This window comes from Actinocrinis sp., from assembly GCF_035605935.1.
In the GTDB taxonomy this organism is placed as follows: Bacteria; Actinomycetota; Actinomycetes; order Streptomycetales; family Catenulisporaceae; genus Actinocrinis.
Window position 1 is genome coordinate 26,682 of the sequence record NZ_DATNGK010000140.1, and the last position, 26,956, is coordinate 53,637.

Genomic DNA, 26,956 nt, shown 5'->3' on the forward strand with positions numbered 1-26,956 from the left:
CTTGGATCAAGGAGCGCCCTGGTCAGGACTGAGCCCCCTATCGGAATTGAACCGATGACCTACGCATTACGAGTGCGTCGCTCTGGCCGACTGAGCTAAGGGGGCGGTGCGAGTGCGGTGGCGCCGCGCGGCGATCACCGACCGGTGCACCAGTGTAGCCGCTCTAGTGGCCTTGCTCGCACACAGTTCCTGCGGTGGGGACGGTGCCGCCGAGGAGGTAGGCGTCCACGGCGTTGTCGATGCAGGTCGAGCCGCGGAGGTAGGCCGTGTGGCCGTCGCCGTTCATGGTGAGCAGGGTGCCGCTGCTCAGCTGCGTGGCGAGGCCTTGCGCCCAGCTATACGGGGTCGCCGGGTCGCGGGTGGTGCCGACGACCAGGATCGGCGCCGCGCCCTTGGCCTGGACCTTGTGCGGGGTGGTGTCGGGCACCGCGGGCCAATAGGCACACGGCAGGCTCGACCAGGCGACCATGCTGCCGAAGAACGGCGCCGCCTTCTCGTAGGCGGGCAGCTCTTGCTGGATGCCGTCGACGCTGGTGGCCTCGTCGGGGTGGTCCACGCAGTTGACCGCGAAGTTGGCCTCTGTCTCGTTGCTCTGGAAGTGGCCGCCGACCCGGTTGTTGTAGACGTCGGCCATGGTTAGCAGCGCGGAGCCGTCGCCCGCGTAGGCCTTGGTGAGGGCCGCGCGCAGCTCTGGCCACCAGGACTGGTCGTACATGGCCACCGCGATGCCGGTCATCGCCAGCGACTCGGTCAGCTTGCGGGTCGAGTCCCCGGAGATCGGATGCGCGTCGAGGCCGTCCACCCAGCTCTTGAGCTTGGTCAGGCCGGCGGCCGGGTCGGTGCCGAGCGGGCAGTCCGAGCGCGCTGCGCAGTCCTGGGCGAACTGGCGCAGCGCGGCGTCGAAGGAGGCGGCCTGGGTCAGGTTGAGCTGATTCGCCGCCAGAGACGGATCGATCGCGCCGTCGAGCACCAGCCTGCCGACGTTCTGCGGGAATTCGTCAGCGTAGATCGCGCCGAGGTACGTACCGTACGACTTGCCGAGGTAGTAGAGCTTCGAGTCGCCGAGCGCGCCGCGCAGCACGTCCATGTCGCGGGCGGCGTTCACCGTGCCGACGTAGGGCAGCAGCGCCGCGGAGTTCTTTTGGCATTGCGTCGCGAAGAACTTCGCCTGGTCGGCCTCTTGGGTAACCTCGGCGCCGGTGCTCGGGTCCGGCGGCGCGTTGAGGAATGTATCCATCTGACTGTCATTCAGGCAGTGCACACCGGTGGATTGGCCGACGCCGCGGGGGTCGAAGCCGATGAGGTCAAAGCGGGCTGCGACGGCGGCGCTGACGACGCCGGGTGAACGCGCGTAGTCGATGCCGGAGCCACCCGGGCCGCCGGGGTTGAGCAGGAGTGAGCCGATCCGGTGCGCCTCGTCGGTGGCCTGCTTGCGCACGACCGCGATTCGGATCGTGGTGCCGGTCGGCTTGCTGTAGTCCAGCGGCACGTTGATGTCGCCGCACTGGAACCCGCCACCACAGTTCGACCAGCTGATGGTCTGCTTGTAGTAGTTGACCAGTGCGGTGGGGGCGCCCGACGGATTCGGGGTCGAGTTGCGGATGCTGGCGACCGGCAGCGAGTGGCCGCTGGCATTGGTGCACGAAGCAAGAGTGATTGTGAATGCCGTGACAGCGAGCGCCACCCGGCCCGCGCGTCGAGTCAAGGGCGACCGGCCCTTACCTTTCGGTCCCTCTACGCCAAGCCGGTGCGCCATTGACGGCCCCTTCAGTTGTTCGTACGTGTCCCGTTGGTCGCTGAACTTCCCGGGGTCGCGACACTTAGGCTACGCCGAACAGGGGGCGAACCTGCGGATAGGTACGGCGGAACCGCAGCGTGTGCACCAGGTTGGCCCCGTGCGTTACGCGACGACGAGGCCGGACGCGGTCAGCCGGTGCGCAGGGTCAGTGCCATCGCCTCGACGGCGAGCAGCGGCGCCACATTGGCCGCGATCGCTTTACGCGCCTCAAGCACCGCTTCGATCCGGCGCAGGGTGGTCGCCGGGCTTGAGCCCGCGGCAATAGCGCGGGTCTGCTGCACATGGTCTGCATGCACAAGTCCGAGGGTCGCCTCACCGGACGGGTCGAACTGCTGCGCCAGCACGTCGCGATAGAACGCCGCGATGTCGATCAGGGCTCGATCGAGGGCGTCGCGCTGAGTGCGGGTGGCCCGGCGCTTCTGCTTGGTTTCCAACTCCTTGAGGATGCCTGCGGAGCCGGCGACGCCGCGCGCACTGCCCGAGCCCTTGCCCTGGCCGTAGCCAAGGGCGACCTTCAGCTCCTCGGTCTCCTTGGCGTCGAGGACTTCGCTGAGCGCCTTGGCCTCGGCGGCCGCAGCGTCGACAAGGCTCTGCGCGGCTTTCAGTGCCCGGCCGACGTCGCCAACCTCGCTCGGCAGCTTGAGCGCTTCCGTACGTCCGGCCGCCGCTGCGGTATCGAGCAGCAGAGCGCGTGTGCGGCCGATGTGGCCTTGGGCCGCCTGGGCCGCGGCAAGGGCACGCTCGCGGTCCAGTCCTTCGGCTGCGCTAAGGGCATCGGCGATCGCGTCCGGGGACGGCGTGCGCAGCGCGAGGTGCCGGCAACGCGACAGGATCGTGGGCAGCATGTCCGCGGTCGACGGCGCGCAAAGGATCCAGACGGTGCGCGGCGCAGGCTCCTCAATCGCCTTGAGCAGCACGTTGGCAGCGCCTTCTGTCATTCGGTCGGCGTCTTCGAGCACGATGACCTGCCAGCGGCGCCGGGAGGGCGACATGGCAGCACCGAGAACGAGCCCGCGGGTCTGGTCCACACCGATACTCAGCTGATCGGTAGCGACGAGCGTGACGTCTGGGTGGGTCCCGGCGATCGCGGTATGACAATCCTGACACTGACCGCAGCCGGGAGCGTATGCATCAGCGCACTGCAACGCGGCCGCGAACGCTCGGGCGGCGGTAGACCTGCCGGATCCGGGCGGGCCGGTGAACAGCCAGGCATGCGTCATTGCCGCCACAGCCGCGCCGGTCTCTCCCGCCAGCACGGCTCGTGCCGCGTCCGCGGCGTCGTGCAGTCGCCCGACAGCATCGGGTTGTCCGATCAGAGCGCTCCACGCGCCGCCGGGCTGCGTCACGACTTCCTCTTGCCCAGACCGAGACGCCACCGGCTGCGCGGCGCGTCGTCGTCATCGTCGTAGTCGTCGTCGAGGTCGGCTCGGGGGTCGCCGCTGGTGGCACGAAGCACCTGGGTCGGCTCAAGGTCGAGGTGCAGCACCGCGGTCTTGTCCACCGCCCTGTTTTCTTTCCCTTTGCGTTCGGCTTCTGCGCGCTGCGAAACAGCTGGCTGCTGCATCACGATGTTCTGTGTCGGCGTCTTCTGCGCGGGAGCCTTCTCCACAGACACGGTCTCCGCGACGACATCCTCGCCGACCCGCTCCGCGGCGCTCTCGGGCTTCGGCTCGGACTTCTGCTGAGTCTGCGCCGCGACCGCGCGCGAACGCAGTTCACGCTCGGCTCGCTCGCGGGCCTCCCCCTTGGCCCGGGCTTCCACCTGACGGACGGTCAGCTCGATCTGGCGACGATGCTCGGCGTCCGCCTGCTCTTGCTCACGGCGCTGGGCGGCGCGCAGTTCGGTGGCGCGGCGCTCCTCTTCCTCCCGACGCCGCTCCTGCGCCTTCTGCCGCTCATAACGCTCCCGCTCCTCGGCGGCCCGCCTGGCCTGCGCCTGCCTGGCCTCCTCGCGGCGCTTCTCCTCAGCCTCCCGGGCGGCCGTCTCCTCGGCCTGCCGCCGCTGCCGCGCCTTCTCGGCCGCGGCACGCTCAGCCGCAAGCCGTGTCTCCCGCTCGCGTTGCTCGGCCTCCTTCGCCTCGCGAAGCGCCTTCTCGCGGGCTTCGACCTCCGCGGTCTCCTTGGCCGAGAGCGGCAACAACTTCTCCAAGCGGTCCTGCACGATCGCGGTGATCACACCGGCCGGCTCAGTGGCGTCCACCACCAGGTAACGCGGCGGCTCCGCGGCAGCGCGGGACCGGAACACCTCGCGCACCCGCCGATGGAACTCGGCCGGCTCCGCCTCAAGGCGGTCCGGTCCCTCACTACGGGCCTGCGCCCGTTCCCAGGCGACTGCGGGGTCGATGTCCAGCAGCACGACCAGATTCGGCCGCAGCCCCTCGGTCGCGAACGCGGACAGTGCGGCGATCTCGTCGGAGGGCAGGCCACGGCCGCCACTCTGATAGGCGATCGACGAGTCCACGTGCCGGTCGGTGATCACGATCGCGCCGCGTTCCAGCGCCGGGCGCACCACTTTCTCCATATGATCAGCACGGTCGGCGGCGAACAGCAGTGCCTCAGCTCGGGCCCCGACTGGTTCGCGGTCCTTGGTATGCAGCAGGATTTCGCGCAGCTTCGCGCCAAGCACGGTGGCGCCGGGCTCGCGGGTGGTGACCACGTCGAAGCCGCGTCGACGCAGCCAGCGGGCGAGCGCATCGATCTGGGTGGTCTTGCCCGCGCCGTCTCCGCCCTCGACCGCGATGAACCAGCCGGGTAACGCGTGCGCGGGGGACTGTGCGTCCGGCGGGCGCCGTCCGCTCGCCGCGGCCGTGATTCGGCTCAGCCTGGCCCGCATGCCGACCCCGCTCTCCGTTCTCGTTCCGGGTCCGTATTCTGGCGCTCTCCCTGCGCTAACAGGGTACTTCCCAGCAGGGACAACCGGCCGGTGAACGGACCACGGCCGGCGTGCGACGGCGGTGCTCAGACCGCGTCGTTCAGGAAGACGCCGTGTTCACGAAGACGCCGTGTGCGCGAAGACGCCGTGTTCGGGAAGACGCCGTGTTGTTCGGGAAGACGCCGTGTTGTTCAAGAAGGCACAGCGTAGTTCAGACGACGCAGCGTAAATCAGGAAGACGACGCGGCCTTCTGCGTGCTCGCGCTCTTCTTCGCGGCGGTGGTCTTCTTCGCAGTGGACGCGGTCTTCTTCGCGGGAGCGGTCTTCTTGGCCGCGCGCTTCTTCGGCGCCGGACCCTTCGCCCGCTTCTCCGCGAGCAGCTCGATCGCGCGCTCCTCGGTCAGCTCCTCGACCGAGGTACCACGCGGCACGGTGATGTTGGTTTCGCCATCCGTGATGTACGGGCCGAAGCGGCCGTCCTTCACCGCGATCGGCTTGCCGGACACCGGGTCAGCGCCGAACTGGCGCAGCGGCGGCTTCGCCGTTCCGCGCCCACCACGGGCCTTCGGCTGCGCATAGATCGCCAGCGCCTCGTCCATCGTCACCGAGAAGATCTGATCTTCATTCTCCAGCGACCGCGAGTCCGTGCCGCGCTTGAGGTACGGGCCGTAGCGGCCGTTCTGCGCGGTGATCTCCTCGTTGGTATTCGGGTCGACGCCCACGACGCGCGGTAGCGACATCAGCTTGAGCGCCGTGCCAAGGTCCACGTCATCAAGTGACATGTCCTTGAACAATGAGCCGGTGCGCGGCTTGACGGCGTTCTTACCTGTCTTGGGTGTGCCTTCAGGGAGTATCTCGGTGACGTAGGGGCCGTATCGGCCGTCCTTAGCCACGATCGTGTGCCCTGTCGCGGGATCGACGCCGAGTTCCCGGTCGCCGGTAGGCCGCGAGAACAGCTCCTCGGCCAACTCCGCAGTCAGCTCGTCGGGCGCGGTGTCCTCGGGGATGTTGGCACGCGCGACCGGTGAGCCGTCAGGGCCCAGTTTCTCGACATACGGTCCGTACTTGCCGACCCGCAGCACAATGCCATCGCCGATCGGGAAGGTGTTCACCTCGCGCGCGTCGATCCCACCGAGGTCGGTGACCAGCGCCTTGAGGCCTTCCAGCGCGTCACCGTCGCCGAAGTAGAACCGCTTGAGCCACGGCACCGGCTCGGCCTCGCCGCGGGCGATCCGGTCCAGGTCCTGTTCCATCCGCGCGGTGAACTCGTAGTCCACCAGCGAGCCGAAGTGCTTCTCCAGCAGGCCGACGACCGAGAACGCCAGGAAGGACGGAACCAGCGCAGTGCCCTTCTTGAACACGTAGTCGCGCTGCTGGATGGTGTTGATGATCGACGCGTACGTGGAGGGGCGGCCGATCTCGCGCTCCTCCAGTTCCTTGATCAGCGAGGCTTCGGTGTACCGCGCAGGTGCCTTGGTCGAGTGCCCCTCGGCGTCGATCTCGGTGGCGGCGAGCGCGTCGCCTTCCGCGACGGCGGGCAGCCGGCGCTCGCGGTCGTCCAGTTCGGCGTCGGGGTCGTCGGAGCCCTCGACGTATGCCTTCAGGAAGCCGTGGAACGAGATGATCTTGCCGGAGGCGGTGAACTCGACCGCGCGGCCGTCCGAGGCGTCGCCGCCGACCCGCACGGTGACCGAACTTCCGGTCGCGTCCTTCATCTGGGAGGCGACGGTACGCATCCAGATCAGCTCGTAGAGCCGGAACTCGTCGCCGGTCAGGTTGGTCTGCGCCGGAGTGCGGAAACTGTCACCGGAGGGGCGGATCGCCTCGTGCGCCTCCTGCGCGTTCTTGACCTTCGACTCGTACCGGCGCGGGGCGTCGGGCAGGTAGTTGGCGCCGTACAGTTCGCGGACCTGGGTGCGTGCGGCCGTGATCGCCGTCTCGGACAGCGTGATCGAGTCCGTACGCATATAGGTGATGAAGCCGTTCTCGTACAGCCGCTGCGCCACCTGCATAGTGCGCTGCGCTCCGAAGCCGAGCTTGCGTCCGGCCTCCTGCTGGAGCGTTGTGGTGCGGAACGGTGCATACGGCGCGCGACGGTAGGGCTTGCTCTCGACGGACGTGACCGCGAAGTCAGTGTCCGCAAGGGCGGCGGCCAGCGCGCGGGCGGCCTGTTCGTCCAGGTGGACGACTTCGCCGCGGGACTTGAGCGCGCCGTCTGAGCCGAAGTCGCGGCCCTGCGCGACGCGGACGCCGCCGACCGAGGCGAGCCTGGCGTTCATCGTGCGAGGGTCGTCGCCCTCACGCCGCGTGTCGAAGAGCGCGGTCAGATCCCAGTACGCGGCCGGGACGAACGCCATCCGGTCCCGCTCGCGCTCGACTACCAGGCGGGTGGCCACGGACTGCACGCGACCGGCCGAAGTGCCGTTGGTGATCTTGCGCCAGAGCACCGGCGAGACCTCGTAGCCGTAGAGCCGGTCCAGCACCCGGCGGGTCTCCTGCGCGCTGACCAGCTGCATGTTGATCTGCCGCGGGTTGGCTACGGCCCGCTGGATGGCGTCCTTGGTGATCTCGTGGAAGACCATCCGGCGCACCGGCACCTTCGGCTTGAGCTCTTGCTCGAGATGCCAGGCGATGGCCTCGCCCTCGCGGTCCTCGTCAGTGGCGAGGTAGAGCTCGTCGGCTTCCTTGAGCAGTTGCTTCAGCTTGCGGACCTGGTCGTCCTTGCCGTCCGAGACCACATACACGGTCTCGAAGTCGTGGTCGACGTCGACGCCGAGCTTGGCCCACGGCTGATTGGCGATGTTCGCCGGGATCTTGTGCTTGGTGTCCGTTGTCGGCAGGTCACGGATGTGCCCAACGCTGGCCTCAACGGTGTACCCCGGGCCGAGATAGCCCTTGATCGTCTTGGCCTTGGCCGGGGACTCGACGATGACGAGACGGCGCGCAGGCGCGTTGGTCCCGGTCCCGGCCTTGCTGCTCGGCGGCACAGTCGTCCGTCCTTCCTGTCCTCTTCGAAGCCACGCACGCGCGAAGGGATACCCCTCGCGGCATGAGCGAAATCACCCGACCCGGCCCTGCGGGCGAGACGCGGGCGACTGGAAAGTAATACCTTCGGCCCCGTGAGCGCGACTCGGAGACCAGAGTACGCCCAGAGACGCCGTGGTTACGTTCACGAGTCGGCAGGCCGAGCCGTTCAGCCGTCGCCGTTCATTGTGCGTGACACATGCGTAGCTGCTCATCTCCTGCTGCTTTAGCGGCGAGTTGGCGTTGCGTAACGCGACACAGCCGCGCTCTCAGCCCGCGGTGAGAAAACCCTCTTCGATCAGGGCGCGGACCGCGTCGAGACCGCCGGAGCGCAGCGCCTCTGAGGTAAGACCGTAGTCGGTTGCGACGCGATCCAGCACGTCACCGAGGGTTCGCTGGCCGTCGAGCGCGCCGAGCAGCGCGATACCGACCGGATCGATGTCCCCTGAGCGGTGCAATCCGGTGGTCTGCCGCAGCTTCGTCGAGACCGACTCCCAGCCGTCCTCGCCGGGCCGGGCCACCTGTTCGAGGACCAGGCCTGGCGCAGGCAGTGGGCTACTGGCGAGCAGATCGGCGTCGTCGGTCTCCCGGACGAACGCCTGCCGGTTGAACCAATCCGGCACCAGGGCGCCGAGCGGCTGATCGATCGGGCCGGTCAGCTCCTCAAGGCGCACGGCAGGCATGTCCGCCCCGGATGCCCGCAGCGTGATCCAGCCGAAGCCGACCGCCTCGATCCGCTGCGCCGCGAAGTAGTCGAGGTAGGCCTGGTAGTGCTCGATGTACTGCGGTTTGCCGTAGTCCCCTGAGTCTCGCAGCCACAGCTCCGCGTACTCGGCCGGATCCTGGACCTCGCGCTGTACGACCCATGCGTCGCAGCCGGTCGCACGCACCCACGGCGCCACTCGTTCGCGCCAGTCGACGCCCTCGACGTGCAGCCAGTTCGCCAGGATCTGACACCAGCCGTCCTCGGCGAGGTAGCCGGGGATCTGTTCGAGGAAGCGCCTGCCCAACTCGTCACCGGGCAAGCTGGCGTCCCGGTAGACGAAACGCCCGGCACCGCGCGCCGATTCCGGCGAGATCACGAACGGTGGATTGGAGACCACCAGATCGAATCGCTCGTCCGCTACTGGCTCAAAGAGGCTGCCCGTGCGCAGGTCGATCCGCGAGGCGTCCTCTTCGAGAGAGAGGGCGGCGGTGAGGCGGGCAAAGTCCAGCGCACGGTGATTGATGTCGGTCGCCACGATCTGGCTGGCGTGCCGCGATAGGTGAAGCGCCTGCACGCCGCAGCCGGTTCCTACATCGAGCGCGCGGCTTACCGGTTCACGCACAGTCAGTTGTGCGAGCGTCGTTGAGGCCCCGCCGACACCAAGCACGTAATCGGGTTGCATCGGTGCGCTGTGACCCGTGACCAGGCCGGCTCCGAGGTCGGAGACCAACCACCAGTCCACGTCCGATTCGCCGTATGGCCTGATGTCGACTAGCGCGCGCACGGTGCCGTCGACGCGGTCCTCTGCCAGCAAGCCGCCGGCCAGCGCATCCTCTAGCGGGATGGCCCGAGCCGCGGCGGCGCGGTCCACGCTCTCCTGAAGCACGAAGAGCTTGATCAGCGCGGCGATCGCCGAATCATCGGACCGCACCGCGCGCGAAGCGGCCACCGACTCGTTGCGGGAAAGCGCGGAGTACGCGGTCGGGCCCAACGCCTCTAGGCAGCCGTCCACCGTGTACTGGGCCTTGAGCAGCGCCTCGCGCAGTCGCGCGATCGCGTCCCGGTCCGTCATCAGCTCCGTCACAGGCAGCACTCTATGCAACAGCGGGGCGCCGCTTCGAGGCAATCGGCATGGAACGGCCCGCGCAGGCGCCCTGGGGCGTCTACGCGGGCCGTGTGCGCCGTTAGGCGGCGCGGGGCTCGCTGACGGAACGTCAGACGTGCGCGATTGCGCCGTCGGCCTCGTCGGCGGCGCTGCTCTGGCCGGGTACCTCCGCCTTGACCGCGATCGACCGGCGCTTGGAGTTCCACACCGCGACGATGATGATCAGGAAGGCGACGGCCGCGACCCCGGCGCGCGCGCCGGGGTTCGAGCCGCTGCCGATCGACCAGGTCACGATGGCCGGTGCGGTCAGCAGCGAGACCAGGTTCATCACCTTGATCAGCGGGTTGATCGCGGGGCCCGCGGTGTCCTTGAACGGGTCGCCGACCGTGTCGCCGATGATCGTGGCTTCGTGCGCGGGGGAGCCCTTGCCGCCGTGATGGCCGTCCTCGACCAGCTTCTTGGCGTTGTCCCAGGCACCGCCGGAGTTGGCCAGGAACACCGCCATCAGGGTGCCGGTGCCGATCGCGCCCGCGAGGTATGAGCCGAGCGCGCCGACGCCGAGGGAGAAGCCGATCGCGATCGGGGCCATCACCGCGAGCAGACCGGGGGTGACCAGCTCGCGCAGCGAGTCGCGGGTGCAGATGTCCACGACACGGCCATACTCGGGCCGGCCGGTGCCCTCCATGATTCCGGGGATCTCGGCGAACTGACGGCGCACCTCGAAGACGACCGCGCCGGCCGCCCGGGAGACCGCGTTGATCGCCAGGCCGGAGAACAGGAAGACCACCGCGGCGCCGGCCAGCAGCCCGACCAGGTTGCGCGGGTCGGCGACGTTGAGGACGCCGACGTACTGCAGCAGCGACTCGGCGCTGCCGCTCACTCCGCCGGCCTTGGCCGCTGCCTGCTGCACGGCGTCCTGGAACGAGCCGAACAGCGCGGTGGCCGCGAGCACGGCGGTGGCGATGGCGATGCCCTTGGTGATGGCCTTGGTGGTGTTGCCGACCGCGTCGAGCGAGGTGAGCACCTGCGCGCCCTCCGGGGTGACGTCACCGGACATCTCGGCGATGCCCTGGGCGTTGTCCGAGACCGGGCCGAAGGTGTCCATGGCCACGATGACGCCGACCGTGGTCAGCAGGCCGGTGCCCGCCATCGCGACGCAGAACAGCGAGAGCCAGATCGAGCCGCCGCCGAGCAGGTACGCCCCGAAGACGCCCGCGCCGATCAGCACCGCGGAGTAGACCGCGGACTCGAGGCCGAGCGAGATGCCGGAGAGGATGACGGTCGCCGGGCCGGTGAGGGAGGTCTTGCCGACGTCCTTGACCGGCCGGAAGTGCGTGTCGGTGAAGTAGCCGGTCAGCTGCTGGATGAGCACCGCGACCACGATGCCGATGATCACCGAGATCAGCGCGATCACCCGCGGGTCGCCGCTCGCGCCGGCCCGCGCGCCGTGCGCGACCAGGTCGGCGAAGGTGCTGGGCAGGTAGGTGAACGCCGCGATGGCCACCAACACGATCGAGACGGCGGCGGAGATGAAGAAACCGCGGTTGATCGCGGCCATCCCCGAGCGGTCACTGGGCCGCGGCGAAACGGCGAAGATGCCGATCACCGCGGTCAGCACGCCGATCATCGGCACGATCAGGGGGAAGACCAGGCCCTTGGCGCCGAACGCGGTCAGGCCCAGAATCAGCGCGGCCACCAGGGTCACCGCGTAGGACTCGAACAGGTCGGCCGCCATGCCCGCGCAGTCGCCGACGTTGTCGCCCACGTTGTCCGCGATGGTCGCGGCGTTGCGGGGGTCGTCTTCGGGGATGTTCTTCTCGACCTTGCCGACCAGGTCCGCGCCGACGTCCGCGGCCTTGGTGAAGATGCCGCCGCCGACACGCATGAACATGGCCAGCAGCGCCGCGCCGAAGCCGAAGCCTTCCAGCACCTTCGGGGCTTCGTCCTTGTAGATGAGGACGACGATTGAGGCGCCGAGCAGGCCGAGGCCGACGGTGAACATGCCGACCACGCCACCGGTGCGGAACGCGATCCGGGTGGCCCGGTTGGCCCCGGACTCGTTCGCGGCCGCGGCGACGCGGACGTTCGAGCGCACCGCGAGCCACATGCCGACGTAACCGGTCACCGCGGAGAAGCCCGCGCCGAGGAGGAAGAACAGGGATCGGCCGATCCGCACGCTCCAGTTGTCCGCCGGCAATGCCAGCAGCAGGAAGAAGGCGACGACGGCGAAGCCGCCGAGGGTGCGGAACTGCCGGGCGAGATAGGCCGCGGCGCCCTCCTGCACGGCTACCGCGATCCGTTTCATGTTCTCGCTGCCCTCGCCGGCGGCGAGGACCTCACGAACCAGGTAGGCGGCCACGCCGAGCGCCGCGAGGGCGATCACCGCGACGATGACTACCAGGGTGAGATTGCCGCCGGTGAGACTGACGGCGGCTGCCAGGTGCTGCCCGGAAAGCCGGGGCATTGCGTCCTCCTTGACGTGGATACCCCGTGAGCGCGTCTCAGAGCGCCCAGCCGAAGTGAGCAGGCCGGACCTCTGCCTGTACGGGGGTTTTAGTCGGCCAGCGCGTCCGGTCCGGCCGTGGCGCCGCGCGGGACGCACGGGATCGACGCGTCTGCGCCGTTCTCCCGCCGCCACCCGCCACGGCCGCGTTCGGCCTGGTCGTTCGCGTTGACCCTGTCGTTCACCGTGTTCTCAATCACAACGACCGCCCGCCAGCTGAGACGGCGCGGTCGGTGGGCCGGAGTTTACGCACGCCAGCCGGTCCATACCAGCACCTAGTGAGGTTTAGGACACGGAACGGCGTGTGACGCGCGTCTCACCAGCCTATGGACTCCCAGTTCGCAGCAGCCCGCTGCCCGCCTGGCGTTTTCTGAAACGGGTGCGCGCACGCGGCAGCGTCGATCGACGGCCGCCATGGCCGCGTCGAGATCCGCGGACCGAGCAGCAGAATCACTCGAATCAGTGAGCGTGGGCGCAGCGAACCGCGCCGCGGCCTTGGCCGGGCTCCGAGCTGATGGCTGGGCTCTGGGGGCTGAGTTCTGGTGGCCGGTGACTGGGACCGGGTGGCTGGCGCCTTGTACGGTCTCGCGCGGCCCGACCAGGATCAGTGCGCAGTATCGGACAGGGTCAGTGGGTGGCCCAATGCGGGGCGACCACTGGCCAGCCCATGCGGATGACGCCGCCGTCTGCGGTGAGCTCGACGTCGAGATCGTCTACCAGGCCGCGAAGCACCGCCAGACCCATGTCGGCGTCTGGTTCCTCGCCGAATGCGCTGTCGCCACCGGCGTTATCGCCGGCGTTCGCCTCCTCCGGCTTCGGCACCGGACCGCCGCTGACGACGTCCACCACCTCGACGCCGAAGCGCTCGCGACCGTCGTCGAGGTGCACCACGATCGGCACCTCCGGGGCGGCTGAGCGGTGCAGCCCGACGGCACGCGAGCAGGCCTCGCCGACCGCGAGCCGGACCTCGTCGAGCAGTCCATCCTCCACGCCGGCGCGGCGAGCCAAGGCGACGGCCACGAGCCGGGCCGTGCGGACATGCTCAGGCAGCGGCGCGAATCGCAGCACCACCGGGGCCGGAGCGTTGCCGGCCGCCGGCGCGGGGTCCGGCGCTCCCGCGCTGCCCTCCCCCGCTCGACCTTCGGTCTCTCCGTCGAGCGGCGTGAGCGAGTCGGCGGCGTGTGCGCCCGTCATGACGAGGGTCCTCCCGCGATGTTCCGGTGATGGCGGTGTTCCGGTGGTGAGTTGCGTCGCCGGATCCGGGCCGTAACCGCCCCGTGCGGGCGGTTACAGCCCGGCCGCGCCTCAGTCGGTGGCGGCGATGGCGTCCTCGACCGTCGTGTGGATCGGGAACACCTTGGTCAGACCGGTGATCCGGAAAATCTTCAGGATTCGCTCCTGGGTGCACACCAGACGCAGCGAGCCGTCGTGCGCCCGCACCCGCTTGAGACCGCCGACCAGAACGCCGAGTCCGGTCGAGTCCAGGAAATCGACCGCCTCCATGTCCACGACCAGGTGGTAGCGGCCCTGATTCACGAGGTCCACGAGCTGCTCGCGCAGCTTCGGGGCCGTGTAGACGTCGATCTCGCCGCCTACATCGATGACCGTGCGGTCACCTTCGTGCCGGGTCGACAGGTTCAGATCCACGGGTCCTCCAGCACTGTCCTGTTCGCGACTTCCCCGAACGGGGTGAGTACGCATTCAATCACTCCCCGCCCACACCTGACGACGGTATGCGATCGGTTCACCGCGAGGAGTGTCTTTTTCTCTTGCGGGTGCATCCTGGAGAACACGATGCCACGAACCAGGTCCGCTGAGGAGATCCTTCACCGACTTGTCTCGATCAGCAGCGCCGAGCGAGCTGACGCGATGACACATGTCGAGCGGGTGCCCGCGCGCCCGGCCCGTTACGCCGACTGGCCCAGTTGGGCCGACGAGCGCCTGGTCGAGCGTTTTCAGGCGCTCGGCATCGAGCGACCGTGGATCCACCAGGAGCAGGCCGCGCGGTTGCTGCGGCAGGGCCGCAATGTCGTTCAAGCCACTGGCACCGCCTCGGGCAAGTCGCTCGGCTACCTCCTTCCGGTGTTGACCGATTTGCTTGACGGGGCGTCAGATGCGCCTGGCGCCCGCACCGCGCGCCGGGCCACGGCTTTGTATCTGGCCCCGACGAAGGCTCTCGCCGCGGACCAGGCGAGGCGAATCCGGGAACTGCGGCTCCCGATCGCGCCGGCCGCCTGCCTCGACGGCGACACGACACCCGAGGAACGGCGCTGGATCCGTGACCAAGGTGTGTTCGCGCTGAGCAACCCGGACATGCTCCACTACGCGCTACTCCCGGACCACCGGCGATGGTCCCCCTTTCTACGACGGCTTAGATACGTGGTCATCGACGAGTGCCACGCTTATCGCGGCGTGCTCGGCTCGCACGTCGCAGCGGTGTTGCGACGCTTGCGCCGGGTGTGTGCGAACTATGGGGCGCAGCCAGTGTTCGCGCTGGCTTCCGCGACCACCGCGGAACCGCAAGCCGCTGCCGAGCGGTTGATCGGGCTGCCGGTAGACGCGGTTGTTGATGACGGATCGCCGCATGGCGAGGTGTTGTTCGCGCTCTGGGAGCCGCCGCTGACGGAGCGGCGCGGCGAAGCCGGAGCGCCGGTCCGGCGGTCCGCGATTGCGGAGTCGGCCGGCTTGCTCGCGGATCTGGTGCGCGACGAGGTGCGCACCGTCGCGTTCGTCCGATCGCGGCGCGGCGCGGAGCTCGTTTCGCTGATTGCCCGGCAGCATTTGGCTGCGGACGGCGGCGGCACTTGGCCTGACGCCGCTGGTTCGGTCGAGCCAGCGGGTGCGGTCGAGCCCGTGAGCCTCGACGCCGAAGATTCGGGGGTCGACGGCCTGAGGGCCGAAGGCACTCAGACGCCTGGCGTCGCCGCATTGGAGCATCAGGATTCTGTTCTTGTCGATGAGCCAGCCAGCGCGCGCACCGTCGGCGAATCGCTCGGGACCGATGCCGAGGCACGATCGGCCGAGCGCACTGCGCTGGCAACTCGGATCGCGGCCTATCGCTCCGGTTATCTGCGCGAAGATCGTCGCGCGCTCGAGGCCGACCTGCTTTCCGGGCGGCTGCTGGGCGTCGCCGCTACCAACGCGCTGGAACTCGGCGTCGACCTCTCCGGCCTGGACGCGGTCTTGCTCACCGGTTATCCCGGAACCCGCAGCTCCGTGTGGCAGCAAGCCGGCCGGGCCGGCCGGTCCGGACGCGACGCATTGGCGATCCTGGTCGCCCGGGACGACCCGCTGGACACCTACCTCGTGCACCATCCCGAGGCACTGTTCGGCAAAGCGGTCGAAAGCACTGTGCTCAATCCGGGCAATCCCTATGTTCTGTGGTCGCATCTGTGCGCCGCCGCCTCCGAAATCCCACTGACCGTGGCCGATCTCGATCTGTTCGGGCCGACCGCCGAAGCGCTCACCGCCGAGCTGAGCCGGACGGGCTGGCTGCGGGCACGCCAGGACGGGTGGTTCTGGACGCGGCCGGAACGGGCGGCAGACCTGACCGACCTGCGTGGTAGCGGCGGCACGCCGGTGCGCATCGTCGAGGACGCGACCGGCCGGCTGCTCGGCCAGGTAGACGCCGCAGCAGCTCACTCGACTGTCCATGAGGGCGCGGTCTATTTGCACCAGGGGGACACCTACGTAGTCGAAAGCCTGGACCTCGATGGCGCGATAGCGGTGGTCAACGCGAAGGACCCCGGGTACACCACACATGCCCGGGACACGAGCCTGCTGCGGATCACCGCCGAAGAGCGGGCCGAACCATGGAGCGATCACGTTCAGCTGTCCTTCGGCGCGGTGGAGGTCACCAGCCAGGTGGTCGGCTACCTGCGCCGAGACGCCGCCACCGGATCGGTGCTCGGCGAGGAGCCGCTGGACCTGCCGGCCCGCAGGCTGGCCACGAAGTCGGTGTGGTGGACCATGTCGCCGGTCGCGCTCGCGGACGCCGGATTGGCCGCGCCTGACATTCCGGGCGCCGCACACGCCGCGGAGCACGCCGCGATCGGTTTGCTGCCGCTGTTCGCGCAGTGCGATCGCTGGGATATCGGCGGACTTTCCACCGCCTGCCATCCGGACACCGGACTGCCCACTGTGTTCGTGCACGACGGGCTGCCTGGCGGCGGCGGATTCGCCGAGCGCGGATACCAGCAGGCACGTACCTGGCTCAGCGCCACCCGCGATGCCATCGCCGCGTGCGAATGCCCGGTCGGCTGTCCGTCCTGCGTTCAGTCGCCCAAATGCGGCAACGGCAACCAACCGCTGGACAAAGCCGGCGCGATTCGCCTGCTTGGCGTACTGCTGGACGGCCAATGACGGGTAGTCATTCGGTGTGACCAGTCCGGCGGGACGTCCCTGAGGCAGGTGGCCGTGATAGCGGTGGCGGTTGCGGTGATCGGAGCGGTGATCTTGCTGACCGGCGGGGTGGTCGCAGGGTCCGAGGTGCCCGGCACCCTTTCCTTCTTCGGCGTGACGGTCCACACGACCAGCGCGCAGATCTTCCTTACGGGAGCGATCTGCACCTGGGCGTTGCTGGCCGCCGCTTGGCTGCTGACCATGGGCATCCGCCGTTCGCGGCAGCGTGGGGTGCAACTCGCATCGTTGCGCGGACAGCTGCCGGGGCGGGACCATCGGCCGCCGCGTCTGGTCGACAGCGCGGAGTTCGCGGACGGTGGTCCTTTCGCCAACCTGCTCGGTTTCGCCACTCGAGGCAACCGGTCCGTCGCCGAGCGGGCCCGCGCGGGCCGTGGCGGTGACGGCGGGGATGCCGGACAGGACGCGGCCGAACAGCCACTGCGCGGGCAGTGATTTCCGGACCGCGACCGTGCAGTCGAGCACGTCGCAGGTGCATGAATCCATGGCGGCGCCGGCGACCCGAGCCTCGGCGGCCGCTTGGGAGCAGGCGCTCGAGGTGCCGACTCGGCCATCGCGAATGAGATCACGAACCGCGCCTCCGGCGGCAGCCAGTGCCGCCTGGTCTGCGGCCCGCTCGGCGCTGTGTCGGGCCGCGACCGCACCGATCCAGACCAGGGCGCAGGCTGCGGTGCTCGATGCGAGCAGGACTATCGCGATCGCCCAAACGGTCGCGGATCCGGCTTGGCTGCGCGACGGTGAACGGAGCCGGTCGCGCCTCGGCGTTGACTGGGCATCGTTCATCATTCATCGCACCTCCGGCCCGACGCTGTCGGCGGCGCAGGACGTGCCGGGTTCGCAAGCGATTTGGGCGTGCCCCGTCACGTGGATCGCAGGTAGCAATGCGTTGCCGATGGGGAGGCGAACCGACACTTTCACGAGCACGCTGCCGTCGACGGCGCTTACCTCGGCCGAGGCGCCGGCCGGACCGAACCGCTGCACCGCCTGCGTCGCGTAGCCGGGCGACTCGCCTCGAGCCAGGCCACGGGCGGCCTCCCATGCGGCGTCAGCGCAACGCAACTGGGCTGCCGCCGCGACCACGATGAGGACGAGAGCCAGGCCGAGGCCGACCAGAGTCGGCAGCACCATGGCGGTTTCGGCCGTGACATAGCCGCGCTCAGACGCGCTGGGAAGCAGATGGTGCGGACGCGGCCGGAGGCGGCTGTTCATCCGACCACTCCAAGAGCTTTGTGGATGATCCCGGACAGCAGTGCAGAAATCGATCCGCTAGTGACGATCTTGTAGAGCAAGGCGGCAAAGCCGCAGGCCGCGAGCGTGCCAATCGCGTACTCGGCCGTGGTGGTACCGGCTTGCGGACCGTGTCTTCCGGCAGTTCGTCCGGTGAGTCTGCGCTGCCGAAGCACGATCACGCGACGCAGATTTGCGATGGCAGGGAGCAGGGTCGAGCGCATTTGGATACTCCTGTGGTTAGTCGGCTGGTGGGAGAGAGGTGTGTTCGGCGTTAGGGGTGTAGTTCGGTGAGCAGGCCCAGCGCCGTGGGCACGACGCCGACCAGGACGAATGCGGGCAGGAAGCACAGGGCGAGCGGTGCGGTCGCCCGAACGGCCACAGCACGGATCTGCGCTTGAGCGGCTTGTTCGGCGCCGTGCCAGACGTCCCGGGCGGCTTTGGCAACGGTCTGCGAAGCCGGAGCGCCGGTTCGCGACGCGCGTAGTGCTGCCGCTGCCACCGGTGCGGTCGCGGCATCGATGGAAAGCTCGCGCCAGGCGATCTCGGGCTCCGCGCCCTCCCGCAGCGCCCGGGCTGCGGCTGCGAAGCGCGCGGCGATCTCGCGTACCGGTTCGGCCGGATTGCCGGACGTTCCCGTTCTGCCGCCCTCAAGCGACTCGTCGCCGTCGTGGAACGCACTGGCGACGACGCTCGCCGCGTCGGCCGGCAGAAGACCGGCGGCCAGCGCCGCGGCGAACAGATCGACGGCAGGAGGCGCAGCCGCGATCAGGCGCTGCCTGGCCCGCATCTCGTTCTCGGAGACGCGCCGCGAGCCGAAGACGAGCAGACCCACACCAGTGATGACACCAGCGATCACGCCGCCCGCGCCACCGATGAACAGTCCAACAGCGCACGCCCCGAAGGCTGCGCCGAGGATCTGACGGAGTGTCGGCCTGCTAGCGTGCGACGCCCACCTCGCGGAGGCCATGGCAGCCTCCTGTAACCCCCTGGTGCGGTGCGTTCCGGACGGCGCCCACCGGAGCGTGACCGCGAGCACCGTGAGCACTGCCGCTGTAGCGAGCTCGACCGGCCGCACCGACGGGCTCGGCCGGTGTACGACGACCAGCAAGGCGTGGATCGAGGGCATGGTCATGGTTTGCTCCCCGCGAGCGGAATCGCCCGCACGAGCGTGCCAAGCGAACGCTGCCGCGGCGGCGCGGCGGATCGCCCGTCGATCGCGCTGACGAGCCGGTCACTCCAACGCAGCCCGATCACCTCAAGCAGGCAGCCGAGCAGGAGGCAGACCTCACCGACCGGGCGAGCGAGCAGGGTGTGGATCGGATCGGCACCGAGCGCGGACCCGAGAGCCAGCCCGAATACCGGCAGCACACCTAGGAGCGCGACAGTGGTGCGCACGCCGGAAAGCTCAGCGGCGAGATTCTGCCGCCGGTGCTGTTCGGCGCGCAGGCCATCCTCAATGCCTGACACCGCGCCGGTGAGCGGCACTCCGTGCTGTTCGGCTGCGCGCCAGCACGCGGCGAGCGAGGCGAGCCCTTCGCGCCCTGGTCGGCGGGCGGCCGCCGCGAGCAGGTCGGGCTCGTCCCGGTCGGGATCCGGACGAGCGAATTCCTCAGCGAGATCGCGCAGTTCGGGTCGGCACCAGACCGCTTCGGCGAAGGCTGCGGCGGGTTGGCGCCCGGCCTGCAGTTCGCCGCGCAGCGCCGCGCAAAGCTCGACGACGGCTGCTCGCTGTGATGCTTCGGCGGCTCGTGCTCGTGCGGAGTTGAGGCGCGAGCGGAGCAGGACCGCGCCGAGCAGCGCGAGCGGGATGGGTACGGCGGACCTGGTGACGAGCGCGCAAAGTGTCCCGAGTGCGAGCGCTGCCACCAGGAATGGCGCTAGCGGAAGTCGCTCGGCGAAGCGTGCGGAGGTCACGATTCCTCCCTCGCCGCGTCGGCCCGAGCGGGCTCGGCGATCTCGAACTCTCGGGCCAGGTCGAGCTCCGAGCTGCGTGAAGTGAGCGGGGCTTCCGGCCGTGAGGGACGGCCGAGTTCGTCCAGCAGCTGCGGAAACCCGGGCCACTCCCGCGTCTGGCCGCCCTGGTCGAAGCTGATCGCCAGGGTGGCCTGGACCGGGCCCACCGCGTTGCGGCGGCGCACCACCGCGATCGACTGGAGGTAGCGCCGGCCGAACTCATTGCGATCGAGATGAATCGCGATGCGCAGAGCGGCCGAGGCCTGGCTGTGCACTGCTTCTCTGGAGACTCCGGCCAGTAGTGCAAGCGCCTCGATGCGTGCCGGGATGTCGTGCGGCCGGTTGGCGTGCAGGGTGCCGCAACCGCCCTCGTGGCCCGTGTTTAGCGCACTGAATAGGTCCATGATCTCGGCGCCGCGCGCTTCACCGAGCACGATCCGGGTCGGTCGCATTCGTAGCGCCTGCTTGATCAGGTCCCTGATCGTGACTTGCCCGCGGCCTTCCTGATTCGCGGGCCGGCTCTCTAGGCGGACCACGTGCGGATGATTCGGCATCAACTCCGCGCAGTCCTCGACCAGCACGAGACGCTCGTCGGCGCCGCACAGCGAAAGCAGGGTCGAGAGCAGAGTCGTCTTGCCCGTGCCCGCACCACCGGTGATCAGGAACGGAACCCGCTTGCGCACGATCTCCTTGAGGATCGCCACGCCCGCGGCGTTGAGCGTGCCAAGCTCCCTCAATTCGTCCAGCGAGTACAACCGCCGCCTGGGGATGCGCAGGGAGAGCGTGGTGCCGTTGACCGCGATCGGCGGGAGTACGGCGTGCAAGCGGGTGCCGTCGGGCAGCCGGGCGTCGACGAACGGCGAGGCGTCGTCGAACCGCCGGCCGGCCTGGATGGCGAGGCGTTGGGCGAACCTGCGCACCGCCGCCTCGTCGGGGAATCCACAGTCCACGCGTTCGAGCCGGTTGGCGCGTTCGACCCAGATATCTTCGGGGCCGTTCACCAGCACATCCGTCACGTCCGGATCGGCGATCAGCGCCGCGACCGGATCGGCCGCCAGCGCCTGCTCGCATAGCGACTCGGCGATCGCGTGCAGGGCGTCACGGCCAAGCAAGCAGCGGCGCGCTCTCAGGGCTTCGACGACGGCGGGAATCTCCGGAGCCAGCACGCCGGAGGCCAGTTCGCTGGTGATCGTCCGCAGCACGCCCTCGTATTTGTGCGAATACTCGGCGCTCACGACGCTCGAAGCGAGCGCGCCGGGAGCGGTGGTCGGCGGCTTCATACGATCACCCGGTCCAGGTCCGAGTGGCCCTCGGCAGCGTCGACAACACCGCAGCGCTCGATCAGCCTGCGGCTGAAGCGGGCGAGCGACGGCGCCGAGCGGCCGCCCAGCTGCTGGAGGGCGCCGCGGCTTGGCAGCGAGCTGCGAGCTGGTTTGATGACGCCGGCGAGCGGCGTGCCGAGCAGCTGAGCGAACTCCCGGGCGGTCAACTCGTCGCGACTTGGTAGCCGCGCGACGACCTGCGGTTGCGGCCCTACGACCGCGAGCCTGGGCAGCAGCCGCGCGGTCGCGACCGCAGCGCGTTCGGATACCGGCGCGACCACGAGTGTGTGCGTCGCCTCGGAAAGCACCAGCTGCGTCGAATCGTCGATGCACCGGGGCAGGTCGACCACGACGAGGTTCGCCGTGCCGCGAAGGGCGCGCAGCGCATTGCGCATGGCGACCACCGGGATCCGCTCGCCGTCATCCCCGCCCCAGGTGACCAGCGCGAGGTCGGGATCACGGCGTGCTGGACCCGGCTGGCGCTCGGGCCCCGGCGGGTCGATGCCGTGGGGCCAGGCCTGGGTCGTGCGGATCGGATGGTCCGCAGCGAAGGCGACCGTACCGAGCGCCACGAGCGGTTCCAGGCCACCGCCAAGCGGATCGGCATCGAACAGAATGGCGCGCTTGCGAACGCTGAGCGCGGCCACTGCGAGCGAGACGGCGAGGGTCGAGGCGCCCGCTCCGCCGCAGCCACCGATTACCGCGATCAAAGGCACGGGCGGATTGCCCCGGCCTCGGCGGGCGGCGCGGTCAGACCTGGCGGAGGCCGGATTCCCGGTGCTAGTGGACATGGCGATCCCTCTCGACTTCCCGTGATTGCGGATGGTGACTGCACAACCACGGTGAGGCAGGAGAGAAGGGCTACGCCAGCGATCTTTGAAATCTGTGGATAAGCCCTGTGGATAACCGATGCGCGCGATCATTGTCCGGGCGTTGATTACGTTTGGTCACCAAAGGCCCGGCGACCTGGTTACTCGCGGGTAAGAAATTCGGACTATCCCACAGCGGCTATCGCGGTAGGGCATCCGCGAATTCGGCTCACTAAGGCCTGGGCTGGGAGTTCTCGGGAAAGAGACGACCCCCGCCGGGGGGGAGAGCGGGGGTCGTCACCTTGACGCGACTCGGGGGGGAGGAGCCGGGTCAAGGCAGCACGGTCGCGAACGATCCGTGACTTCCATGGTGTACCCGAAGCGCCCAGAAGGCAAACTGGTCCCGCCGCTATTACGCCAAATGATGAATTGGGGCGTCCTGAGCTGCGGAAACACCCCGACTCCGCGGAGTGTCTGCGAGCCCTGAGCCGCTAAAGCCCCGCGGCCCGGATTCTGTTGGCTACTACTGTCTGTAATCACCGCCCGGCCGCCCCGGGAGAGCTGACCGCTATTGAGAGCGCTGTGGCCTTCGAAAACCTTTGTGAAAGTTGATGCTGCGGACGAATCCGTGCATCGCCGAGGCAGAACACAGCGCAAACGTTCGATGGGTTGGAGATTCCGCCAGTCGCGAGCGATTGCTTACCGATCCGACTCCCGCACCGCGTAGGCTGCCATCACTGCTTAGCGCCTCCGTACACCGGCGAAAGAAGCTGAGGGAGCCACCGCCGATGCGCACCGCCGCGTTTTTCGATCTTGATAAAACGATCATTGCCAAATCCTCGACGCTCGCCTTCGGTCGCTCGTTCTACCAGGGCGGGCTGATCAACCGGCGAGCGGTGCTGAAGACCGCATACGCCCAGTTCGTGTACCTCGTCGGTGGCGCGGACCACGACCAGATGGAACGGATGCGGCAGTACCTCTCCGCGCTGTGCACCGGCTGGGACGTGGGCCAGGTCAAGGAGATCGTCGCCGAGACCCTGCACGACCTGATCGACCCGCTGATCTACCAGGAAGCCGCCGATCTGATCGCCGAGCACAAGGCGGCCGGCCGCGACGTCATCATCGTCTCCTCCTCCGGCGCCGAGGTGGTCGAGCCCATCGGCGAACTGATCGGCGCGGACAAGGTCGTCGCCACTCGCATGGTGGCGGCGGACGGCCGGTACACCGGCGAGGTCGAGTTCTACGCCTATGGCGACAACAAGGCTGCCGCGATAAAGGCCCTGGCCGAGACTGAGGGCTACGATCTCGACGGCTGCTACGCCTACAGCGACTCCGCCACGGACCTGCCGATGCTCGAACTCGTCGGCCACCCGTGTGCGGTCAACCCGGACCGCACGCTGCGCAAGGAGGCGGCGGCGCGGGACTGGCAGATCGAGGTATTCGCCAACCCGGTCTCGCTGCGGGCGAAGATGGCGAGCCTGAGCCTGCCGACGAAGCCGGTTATCGCGGCGACGGCGCTCGGCGTCGGGACAGCGGCCGCGGCAGGCATCGTCTGGTACGCCCGCAAGAAGCGCTCGTAGCCCAGCGCGCGGAGCGCTGTGGGCGACGGCGACAAGTAGGCCGTCTGCGTACGCACTTCTGGATCTACCGCGCTCTTAGGTCTACTACGCTTTTTGGGTCTACACAGGGTGACGGCGCCCCGAGTCACAGTGGGGGCGCCGTCCAAGATGCACGGGACGTCCGAGATACCAAGCGTGCACCGGTGTATTCGCCAGATCAGTACACTCGAGGCCGTGGCCTGGTGCCTGTCTCGGCGGGCCCCAACGCGGGTCGGTCGCGCGTGGGTTCCCGGGCTCCGTGCGTCGGTCCGTGGGCCGTTTGACTTCTACTTCTCCCAGCCTTCCTCAAGAAGCGGTCTCGCGGGCCGTACTTCCTTTGTAGGCCGGGTCGGCCGAGTTGGAAAGCCGTGCGCGGGGGTCGATCGGCCGCTTCACCCAAATGGGCGACCTTCCCGTGCGCACCAGTAACTCTGGTCTACCCACGCATCAATGCTTCGCAGATCGCGAGCGCTTCCTGCGTGCCGCGGGTCAACGCCTCGCCACAGTGCGCGATCCAGGAGCCCAGACCTTCGACGGTTCCGGATCGGTACGCGTCGAGCGCCGTGCGCCGAGCATCGAGCCCGAGCTCAAGGAAGCCGACCTCCGGTACGGCAAGGGACTGCGGGTCCAGACCGCGCGCGACCAGGAGTAGCCGGAAGACGGCTCGGGCGAGCAGGCCATCGCCCCAGCCGAACGGTGTGACCGCCAGCAGCTCGCCCTGCGCCACGGCCGCGACGACCAGGGCCGGAGCCTTGCTCGGTGCCGCCAGGAGCCCGGCCAGAGCAGTCAGCCGTCCCGCTGCCTCCTCGGCGTCCACGGGAGTGTCGGGTCCACCCGGCTCGACCGATGCGGACTCGCCCTCGGCACGCGGACGACCGATCCGATTCCCCTCGACCTCTCCGGCCGCCGCGAGCATGTGCATGCGGGTCAGCGCCTGGGCCGGCGCCTGCTGCAACACTCCGAGCAGCGGCGAGAGCTCACCGGAGATCCGCAGCGCGCCGCGTACCAAACCGGCGCCTTGTTCGTCGCCAAGATCGGTGCGCCGCCGCAACTCCTCCAACGGCCAGTCCGCTCCCGCGATCGCCGCTGACGCTCGGGCGCCGCGCAGCGCGGATTCCGCGGTCACTTCGGCCGACCGGCTACGCAACACCTTGTGCGCACGCAGCCGGTCTACCGCCGAGCGGGTTTCGGCCACCGCCTCGGCGACTCCGGGCAGTGCGCTGAGGGCGGCGAGGGGATCGGCGGTTGAGGTCGTCACAAGCGACAAACCTAGGCCACGGGCAAAGCGGCGCGCGCATCGCACTCGAGCAGCGCCCTTAGCGCCAAGACGCTCATCGGGCATACTCGACATTCGGCCGATCTAGTGCACGGTGATCGATCCCGAGGGCAATCACCCTGGCCATGATCTTGTGCGTGACGTACCGTCATGTAGGTGGATTCGACGGCGACAACGATCGCGGTCGCGGGAGTGCTGGCCATCCCGGTCGGTGCGGCGGTACGCGCGGCCAGACGACACCACGTGTACGGAACACCTACCGAGCGCGCAGCTTACGAGGCGATGCATACCGTCTCGCTCGCTGCACCTGTATTGCGCGATGAGGGTCTGTCCCCGGAGTCGGCGCGTAAGTCAGCGCGGCATTTGCGCCGGTTGCTCGGTACCGCGGCTGTAGCGATCACGGATACCGATCGGCTGCTCGCCTGGGACGGCGAAGGTGACCGGCACGCCGACGACGCGCTCGTGCACGCCAAGAACGTCATCGCCACTGGTCGCGTCAAGCTACTCGACTGGGTCGATTGCGGCAGCGAGGAATGCAACGTCCGCGACGCTGTGATCGCTCCCCTTATCGTCGACGGCCAGACGGTCGGCACACTCGCGGCGTACAACTCGACTGCCTCGGTGGCTTTAACCCGGGCCGTGTGCGAGGTGGCGCGCTGGGTTTCCTCACAGCTGGAGTTAGCACAGCTGGACCAGTCACGCACCCGCGCCATGGAGGCCGAGATCCGGGCGCTGCGCGCGCAGATCTCCCCGCACTTCATCTACAACTCGCTCACCGCCATCGCCTCGTTCGTTCGCACCGATCCCTCCCGTGCGCGGGAGCTGTTGCTGGAGTTCGCCGACTTCACGCGCTACTCCTTCCGCCGCGGCGGCTCGATGACCACACTCGCCGAGGAACTGCGGTGCATCGACTGCTACTTCCAGCTGGAGCAGGCGCGCTTCGGCGACCAGTTGCAGCTCGTTGTTCGGGTAGCGCCGGAAACGCTCGGTCTCGAGCTGCCGTTCCTGTGTCTGCAACCGCTCGTCGAGAATGCGGTACGTCACGGCCTGCGCGGTAAGTCGGGCCAGGGCACGGTAGCGATCACTGCCGAGGATTCCGGCAGCGAGTACACGATCACAATCACCGACGACGGGGTCGGCATGGACCCGGCGACGGCTGGCGCGGCGCTCAGCGGCGAAGGCACGGCCGACGCGCACGCGGTGGCCAACATTCAGGAGCGATTGCTCGCGGCGTTCGGACCCGACCATGGGCTTGAATTGGACAGCACGCCGGATGAAGGGACGACGGTCATCATCCGCATTCCGAAGCCGGTGTCGCGCAGGAGGCTGAACAATCGACGGGAGAGCGCATGACCCAGCCGCTGGACCGCCCCGGCTTGGCCGTGCTGGCCGTGGACGATGAACGGCCGGCTCTCGAGGAACTGACCTACCTGCTGAGCGCGGACTCCCGGATCGGCACCATCCGGACCGCGTCCTCAGGGGCCGAGGCGATCCGCATGCTCAACAGCGAGCAGCGCATCGACGCACTCTTCCTGGACGTGCGCATGCCGGGCGCGACCGGTGTGGATATCGCACGCACGCTGGCGCGGCGTCCGGACAGCCCGCAGATCGTGTTCGTAACGGCGCACGAGGACTTCGCGGTCGGTGCCTTCGAGCTACACGCGGTCGATTACGTGCTCAAGCCGGTAAGGCAGGATCGGCTCGCTGAGGCCATCCGCCGCGTGTATGAGCGGCTGCACACACGCACACGCACCTCTCCCGCGGACGACGAGGTCGTACCGGTCGAGTTGGCGGGCGTCACCCGCTTCCTGACCCGGTCGCAGATCAGGTACGTCGAAGCCCACGGCGATTACGCCCGACTACACACATCGTCCGGCTCGCATCTGGTGCGCATATCGCTGGCGACGCTCGAGGAACGTTGGACTCCGCACGGCTTCGCCCGGATTCACCGCTCCTACCTGGTCGCGCTGCGGCACATCCAGGAGGTGCGTTGGGACGCCGGGCACACCACGGTCAAGGTCGGGGACAAGACGCTGGCAGTGAGCCGCCGACACGCGCGCGAGTTACGCGACCGCCTACTCGGAGACGCAAACCGGCAGCGGTAACGGAGCGCTACATCAGGGCACGCTCGCCGTCTTTAGGCCGCCACCACGCCCTCGGTGCGTCCGCCACGAGGCTGTGACCAGACCGCCGCGGGCAAGACGCGGCCGGAAAGCGGCAGGTCCAGCTTGTTTCGAAACAGGTCGAACCGGTCGGCGCGCGCCGTCAGCCGCTTGGCGCAACCCTTCCGGCGTGTTGTCATGAGGGCGTGTGAATCAGGGGACGACCGGACCAGGCCCCA

At 68.8% G+C, this 26,956-nt stretch carries 22 protein-coding genes and 1 tRNA gene; 5 read left to right on the forward strand and 18 right to left on the reverse strand.

Translation table 11 applies throughout. The features are described from left to right. Positions 1 to 31: 31 nt before the first annotated feature. The 10 genes from VN779_RS12005 to VN779_RS12050 form a co-directional block, all read right to left on the reverse strand. Positions 32 to 105 (reverse strand) — tRNA-Thr (locus tag VN779_RS12005). Positions 106 to 163: 58 nt separating this feature from the next. Further along, positions 164 to 1,705, reverse strand: coding sequence for an alpha/beta hydrolase (locus VN779_RS12010; protein ID WP_325722569.1), 1,542 nt, complete (start codon positions 1,703 to 1,705; stop codon positions 164 to 166). A gap of 221 nt (positions 1,706 to 1,926) precedes the next feature. Then, positions 1,927 to 3,144 (reverse strand): DNA polymerase III subunit delta', encoded by a 1,218-nt coding sequence (locus tag VN779_RS12015; RefSeq protein ID WP_325722570.1) that lies wholly within the window; start codon positions 3,142 to 3,144, stop codon positions 1,927 to 1,929. After that, on the reverse strand, positions 3,141 to 4,631 hold the full coding sequence (gene tmk / locus VN779_RS12020) for a dTMP kinase (protein WP_325722571.1): 1,491 nt from the start codon (positions 4,629 to 4,631) through the stop codon (positions 3,141 to 3,143). The genes VN779_RS12015 and tmk overlap by 4 nt, the downstream gene beginning before the upstream one ends. Before the next feature lie 269 nt (positions 4,632 to 4,900). After that, complete coding sequence (topA, locus tag VN779_RS12025) at positions 4,901 to 7,657, reverse strand: type I DNA topoisomerase (RefSeq protein WP_325722572.1); 2,757 nt, start codon at positions 7,655 to 7,657, stop codon at positions 4,901 to 4,903. A 306-nt stretch (positions 7,658 to 7,963) separates the two neighbouring features. Next, positions 7,964 to 9,484 carry a DUF7059 domain-containing protein gene (locus VN779_RS12030; RefSeq protein WP_325722573.1) on the reverse strand — a complete coding sequence of 507 codons (1,521 nt, stop codon included), beginning with the start codon at positions 9,482 to 9,484 and terminating at the stop codon, positions 7,964 to 7,966. A 130-nt stretch (positions 9,485 to 9,614) separates the two neighbouring features. Next, entirely contained in the window at positions 9,615 to 11,969 is a 2,355-nt protein-coding gene (locus tag VN779_RS12035) for a sodium-translocating pyrophosphatase (RefSeq protein WP_325722574.1), read from the reverse strand. An 89-nt stretch (positions 11,970 to 12,058) separates the two neighbouring features. Then, positions 12,059 to 12,193: a hypothetical protein gene (locus tag VN779_RS12040; RefSeq protein WP_325722575.1), complete on the reverse strand. Its 135-nt coding sequence runs from the start codon at positions 12,191 to 12,193 to the stop codon at positions 12,059 to 12,061. Positions 12,194 to 12,635: 442 nt separating this feature from the next. Next, positions 12,636 to 13,202, reverse strand: coding sequence for an ATP-binding protein (locus VN779_RS12045; RefSeq protein ID WP_325722576.1), 567 nt, complete (start codon positions 13,200 to 13,202; stop codon positions 12,636 to 12,638). Positions 13,203 to 13,313: 111 nt separating this feature from the next. Next, positions 13,314 to 13,655: an anti-sigma factor antagonist gene (locus VN779_RS12050; RefSeq protein WP_325722577.1), complete on the reverse strand. Its 342-nt coding sequence runs from the start codon at positions 13,653 to 13,655 to the stop codon at positions 13,314 to 13,316. A gap of 147 nt (positions 13,656 to 13,802) precedes the next feature. On the opposite strand from VN779_RS12050, the gene VN779_RS12055 reads away from it, so the two are divergent. After that, positions 13,803 to 16,370, forward strand: a complete 2,568-nt coding sequence (locus tag VN779_RS12055; RefSeq protein ID WP_325722578.1) for a DEAD/DEAH box helicase — start codon at positions 13,803 to 13,805, stop codon at positions 16,368 to 16,370. 48 nt (positions 16,371 to 16,418) lie between these two features. Next, positions 16,419 to 16,862: a hypothetical protein gene (locus tag VN779_RS12060; protein WP_325722579.1), complete on the forward strand. Its 444-nt coding sequence runs from the start codon at positions 16,419 to 16,421 to the stop codon at positions 16,860 to 16,862. A 351-nt stretch (positions 16,863 to 17,213) separates the two neighbouring features. On the opposite strand, the gene VN779_RS12065 is transcribed toward VN779_RS12060, so the two are convergent. From VN779_RS12065 to VN779_RS12090, 6 genes are read right to left on the reverse strand one after another with little or no spacing between them, the layout of a single operon-like run. Continuing rightward, positions 17,214 to 17,636, reverse strand: a complete 423-nt coding sequence (locus VN779_RS12065; RefSeq protein WP_325722580.1) for a TadE family type IV pilus minor pilin — start codon at positions 17,634 to 17,636, stop codon at positions 17,214 to 17,216. Next, complete coding sequence (locus VN779_RS12070) at positions 17,633 to 17,878, reverse strand: DUF4244 domain-containing protein (RefSeq protein ID WP_325722581.1); 246 nt, start codon at positions 17,876 to 17,878, stop codon at positions 17,633 to 17,635. The genes VN779_RS12065 and VN779_RS12070 overlap by 4 nt, the downstream gene beginning before the upstream one ends. Positions 17,879 to 17,928: 50 nt before the next feature. Next, positions 17,929 to 18,789 carry a type II secretion system F family protein gene (locus VN779_RS12075; protein WP_325722582.1) on the reverse strand — a complete coding sequence of 287 codons (861 nt, stop codon included), beginning with the start codon at positions 18,787 to 18,789 and terminating at the stop codon, positions 17,929 to 17,931. After that, the gene (locus VN779_RS12080; protein WP_325722583.1) at positions 18,786 to 19,571 is read right to left on the reverse strand and encodes a hypothetical protein; all 786 of its coding nucleotides are present in this window, start codon (positions 19,569 to 19,571) and stop codon (positions 18,786 to 18,788) included. Before VN779_RS12080 ends, VN779_RS12075 begins: the two co-directional genes overlap by 4 nt. Further along, on the reverse strand, positions 19,568 to 20,890 hold the full coding sequence (locus VN779_RS12085; protein WP_325722584.1) for a TadA family conjugal transfer-associated ATPase: 1,323 nt from the start codon (positions 20,888 to 20,890) through the stop codon (positions 19,568 to 19,570). Before VN779_RS12085 ends, VN779_RS12080 begins: the two co-directional genes overlap by 4 nt. Further along, entirely contained in the window at positions 20,887 to 21,723 is an 837-nt protein-coding gene (locus tag VN779_RS12090; RefSeq protein WP_325722585.1) for a hypothetical protein, read from the reverse strand. Before VN779_RS12090 ends, VN779_RS12085 begins: the two co-directional genes overlap by 4 nt. Positions 21,724 to 22,529: 806 nt before the next feature. On the opposite strand from VN779_RS12090, the gene VN779_RS12095 reads away from it, so the two are divergent. After that, positions 22,530 to 23,321, forward strand: a complete 792-nt coding sequence (locus VN779_RS12095; protein ID WP_325722586.1) for an HAD family hydrolase — start codon at positions 22,530 to 22,532, stop codon at positions 23,319 to 23,321. A 454-nt stretch (positions 23,322 to 23,775) separates the two neighbouring features. Here VN779_RS12095 and VN779_RS12100 read toward each other — a convergent pair whose 3' ends face one another. Beyond that, positions 23,776 to 24,597: a hypothetical protein gene (locus VN779_RS12100; protein WP_325722587.1), complete on the reverse strand. Its 822-nt coding sequence runs from the start codon at positions 24,595 to 24,597 to the stop codon at positions 23,776 to 23,778. Positions 24,598 to 24,771: 174 nt separating this feature from the next. On the opposite strand from VN779_RS12100, the gene VN779_RS12105 reads away from it, so the two are divergent. Both VN779_RS12105 and VN779_RS12110 read left to right on the forward strand, forming a co-directional pair. Continuing rightward, the gene (locus VN779_RS12105) at positions 24,772 to 25,968 is read left to right on the forward strand and encodes a histidine kinase (RefSeq protein ID WP_325722588.1); all 1,197 of its coding nucleotides are present in this window, start codon (positions 24,772 to 24,774) and stop codon (positions 25,966 to 25,968) included. After that, positions 25,965 to 26,720, forward strand: coding sequence for a LytTR family DNA-binding domain-containing protein (locus VN779_RS12110; RefSeq protein WP_325722589.1), 756 nt, complete (start codon positions 25,965 to 25,967; stop codon positions 26,718 to 26,720). The genes VN779_RS12105 and VN779_RS12110 overlap by 4 nt, the downstream gene beginning before the upstream one ends. A gap of 32 nt (positions 26,721 to 26,752) precedes the next feature. Here the strand turns inward: VN779_RS12110 and VN779_RS12115 are convergent, their stop codons facing one another. Continuing rightward, a complete protein-coding gene (locus VN779_RS12115) occupies positions 26,753 to 26,917 on the reverse strand; it encodes a hypothetical protein (protein ID WP_325722590.1) in 165 nt (54 codons plus the stop codon). Between the last annotated feature and the right edge of the window lie 39 nt (positions 26,918 to 26,956).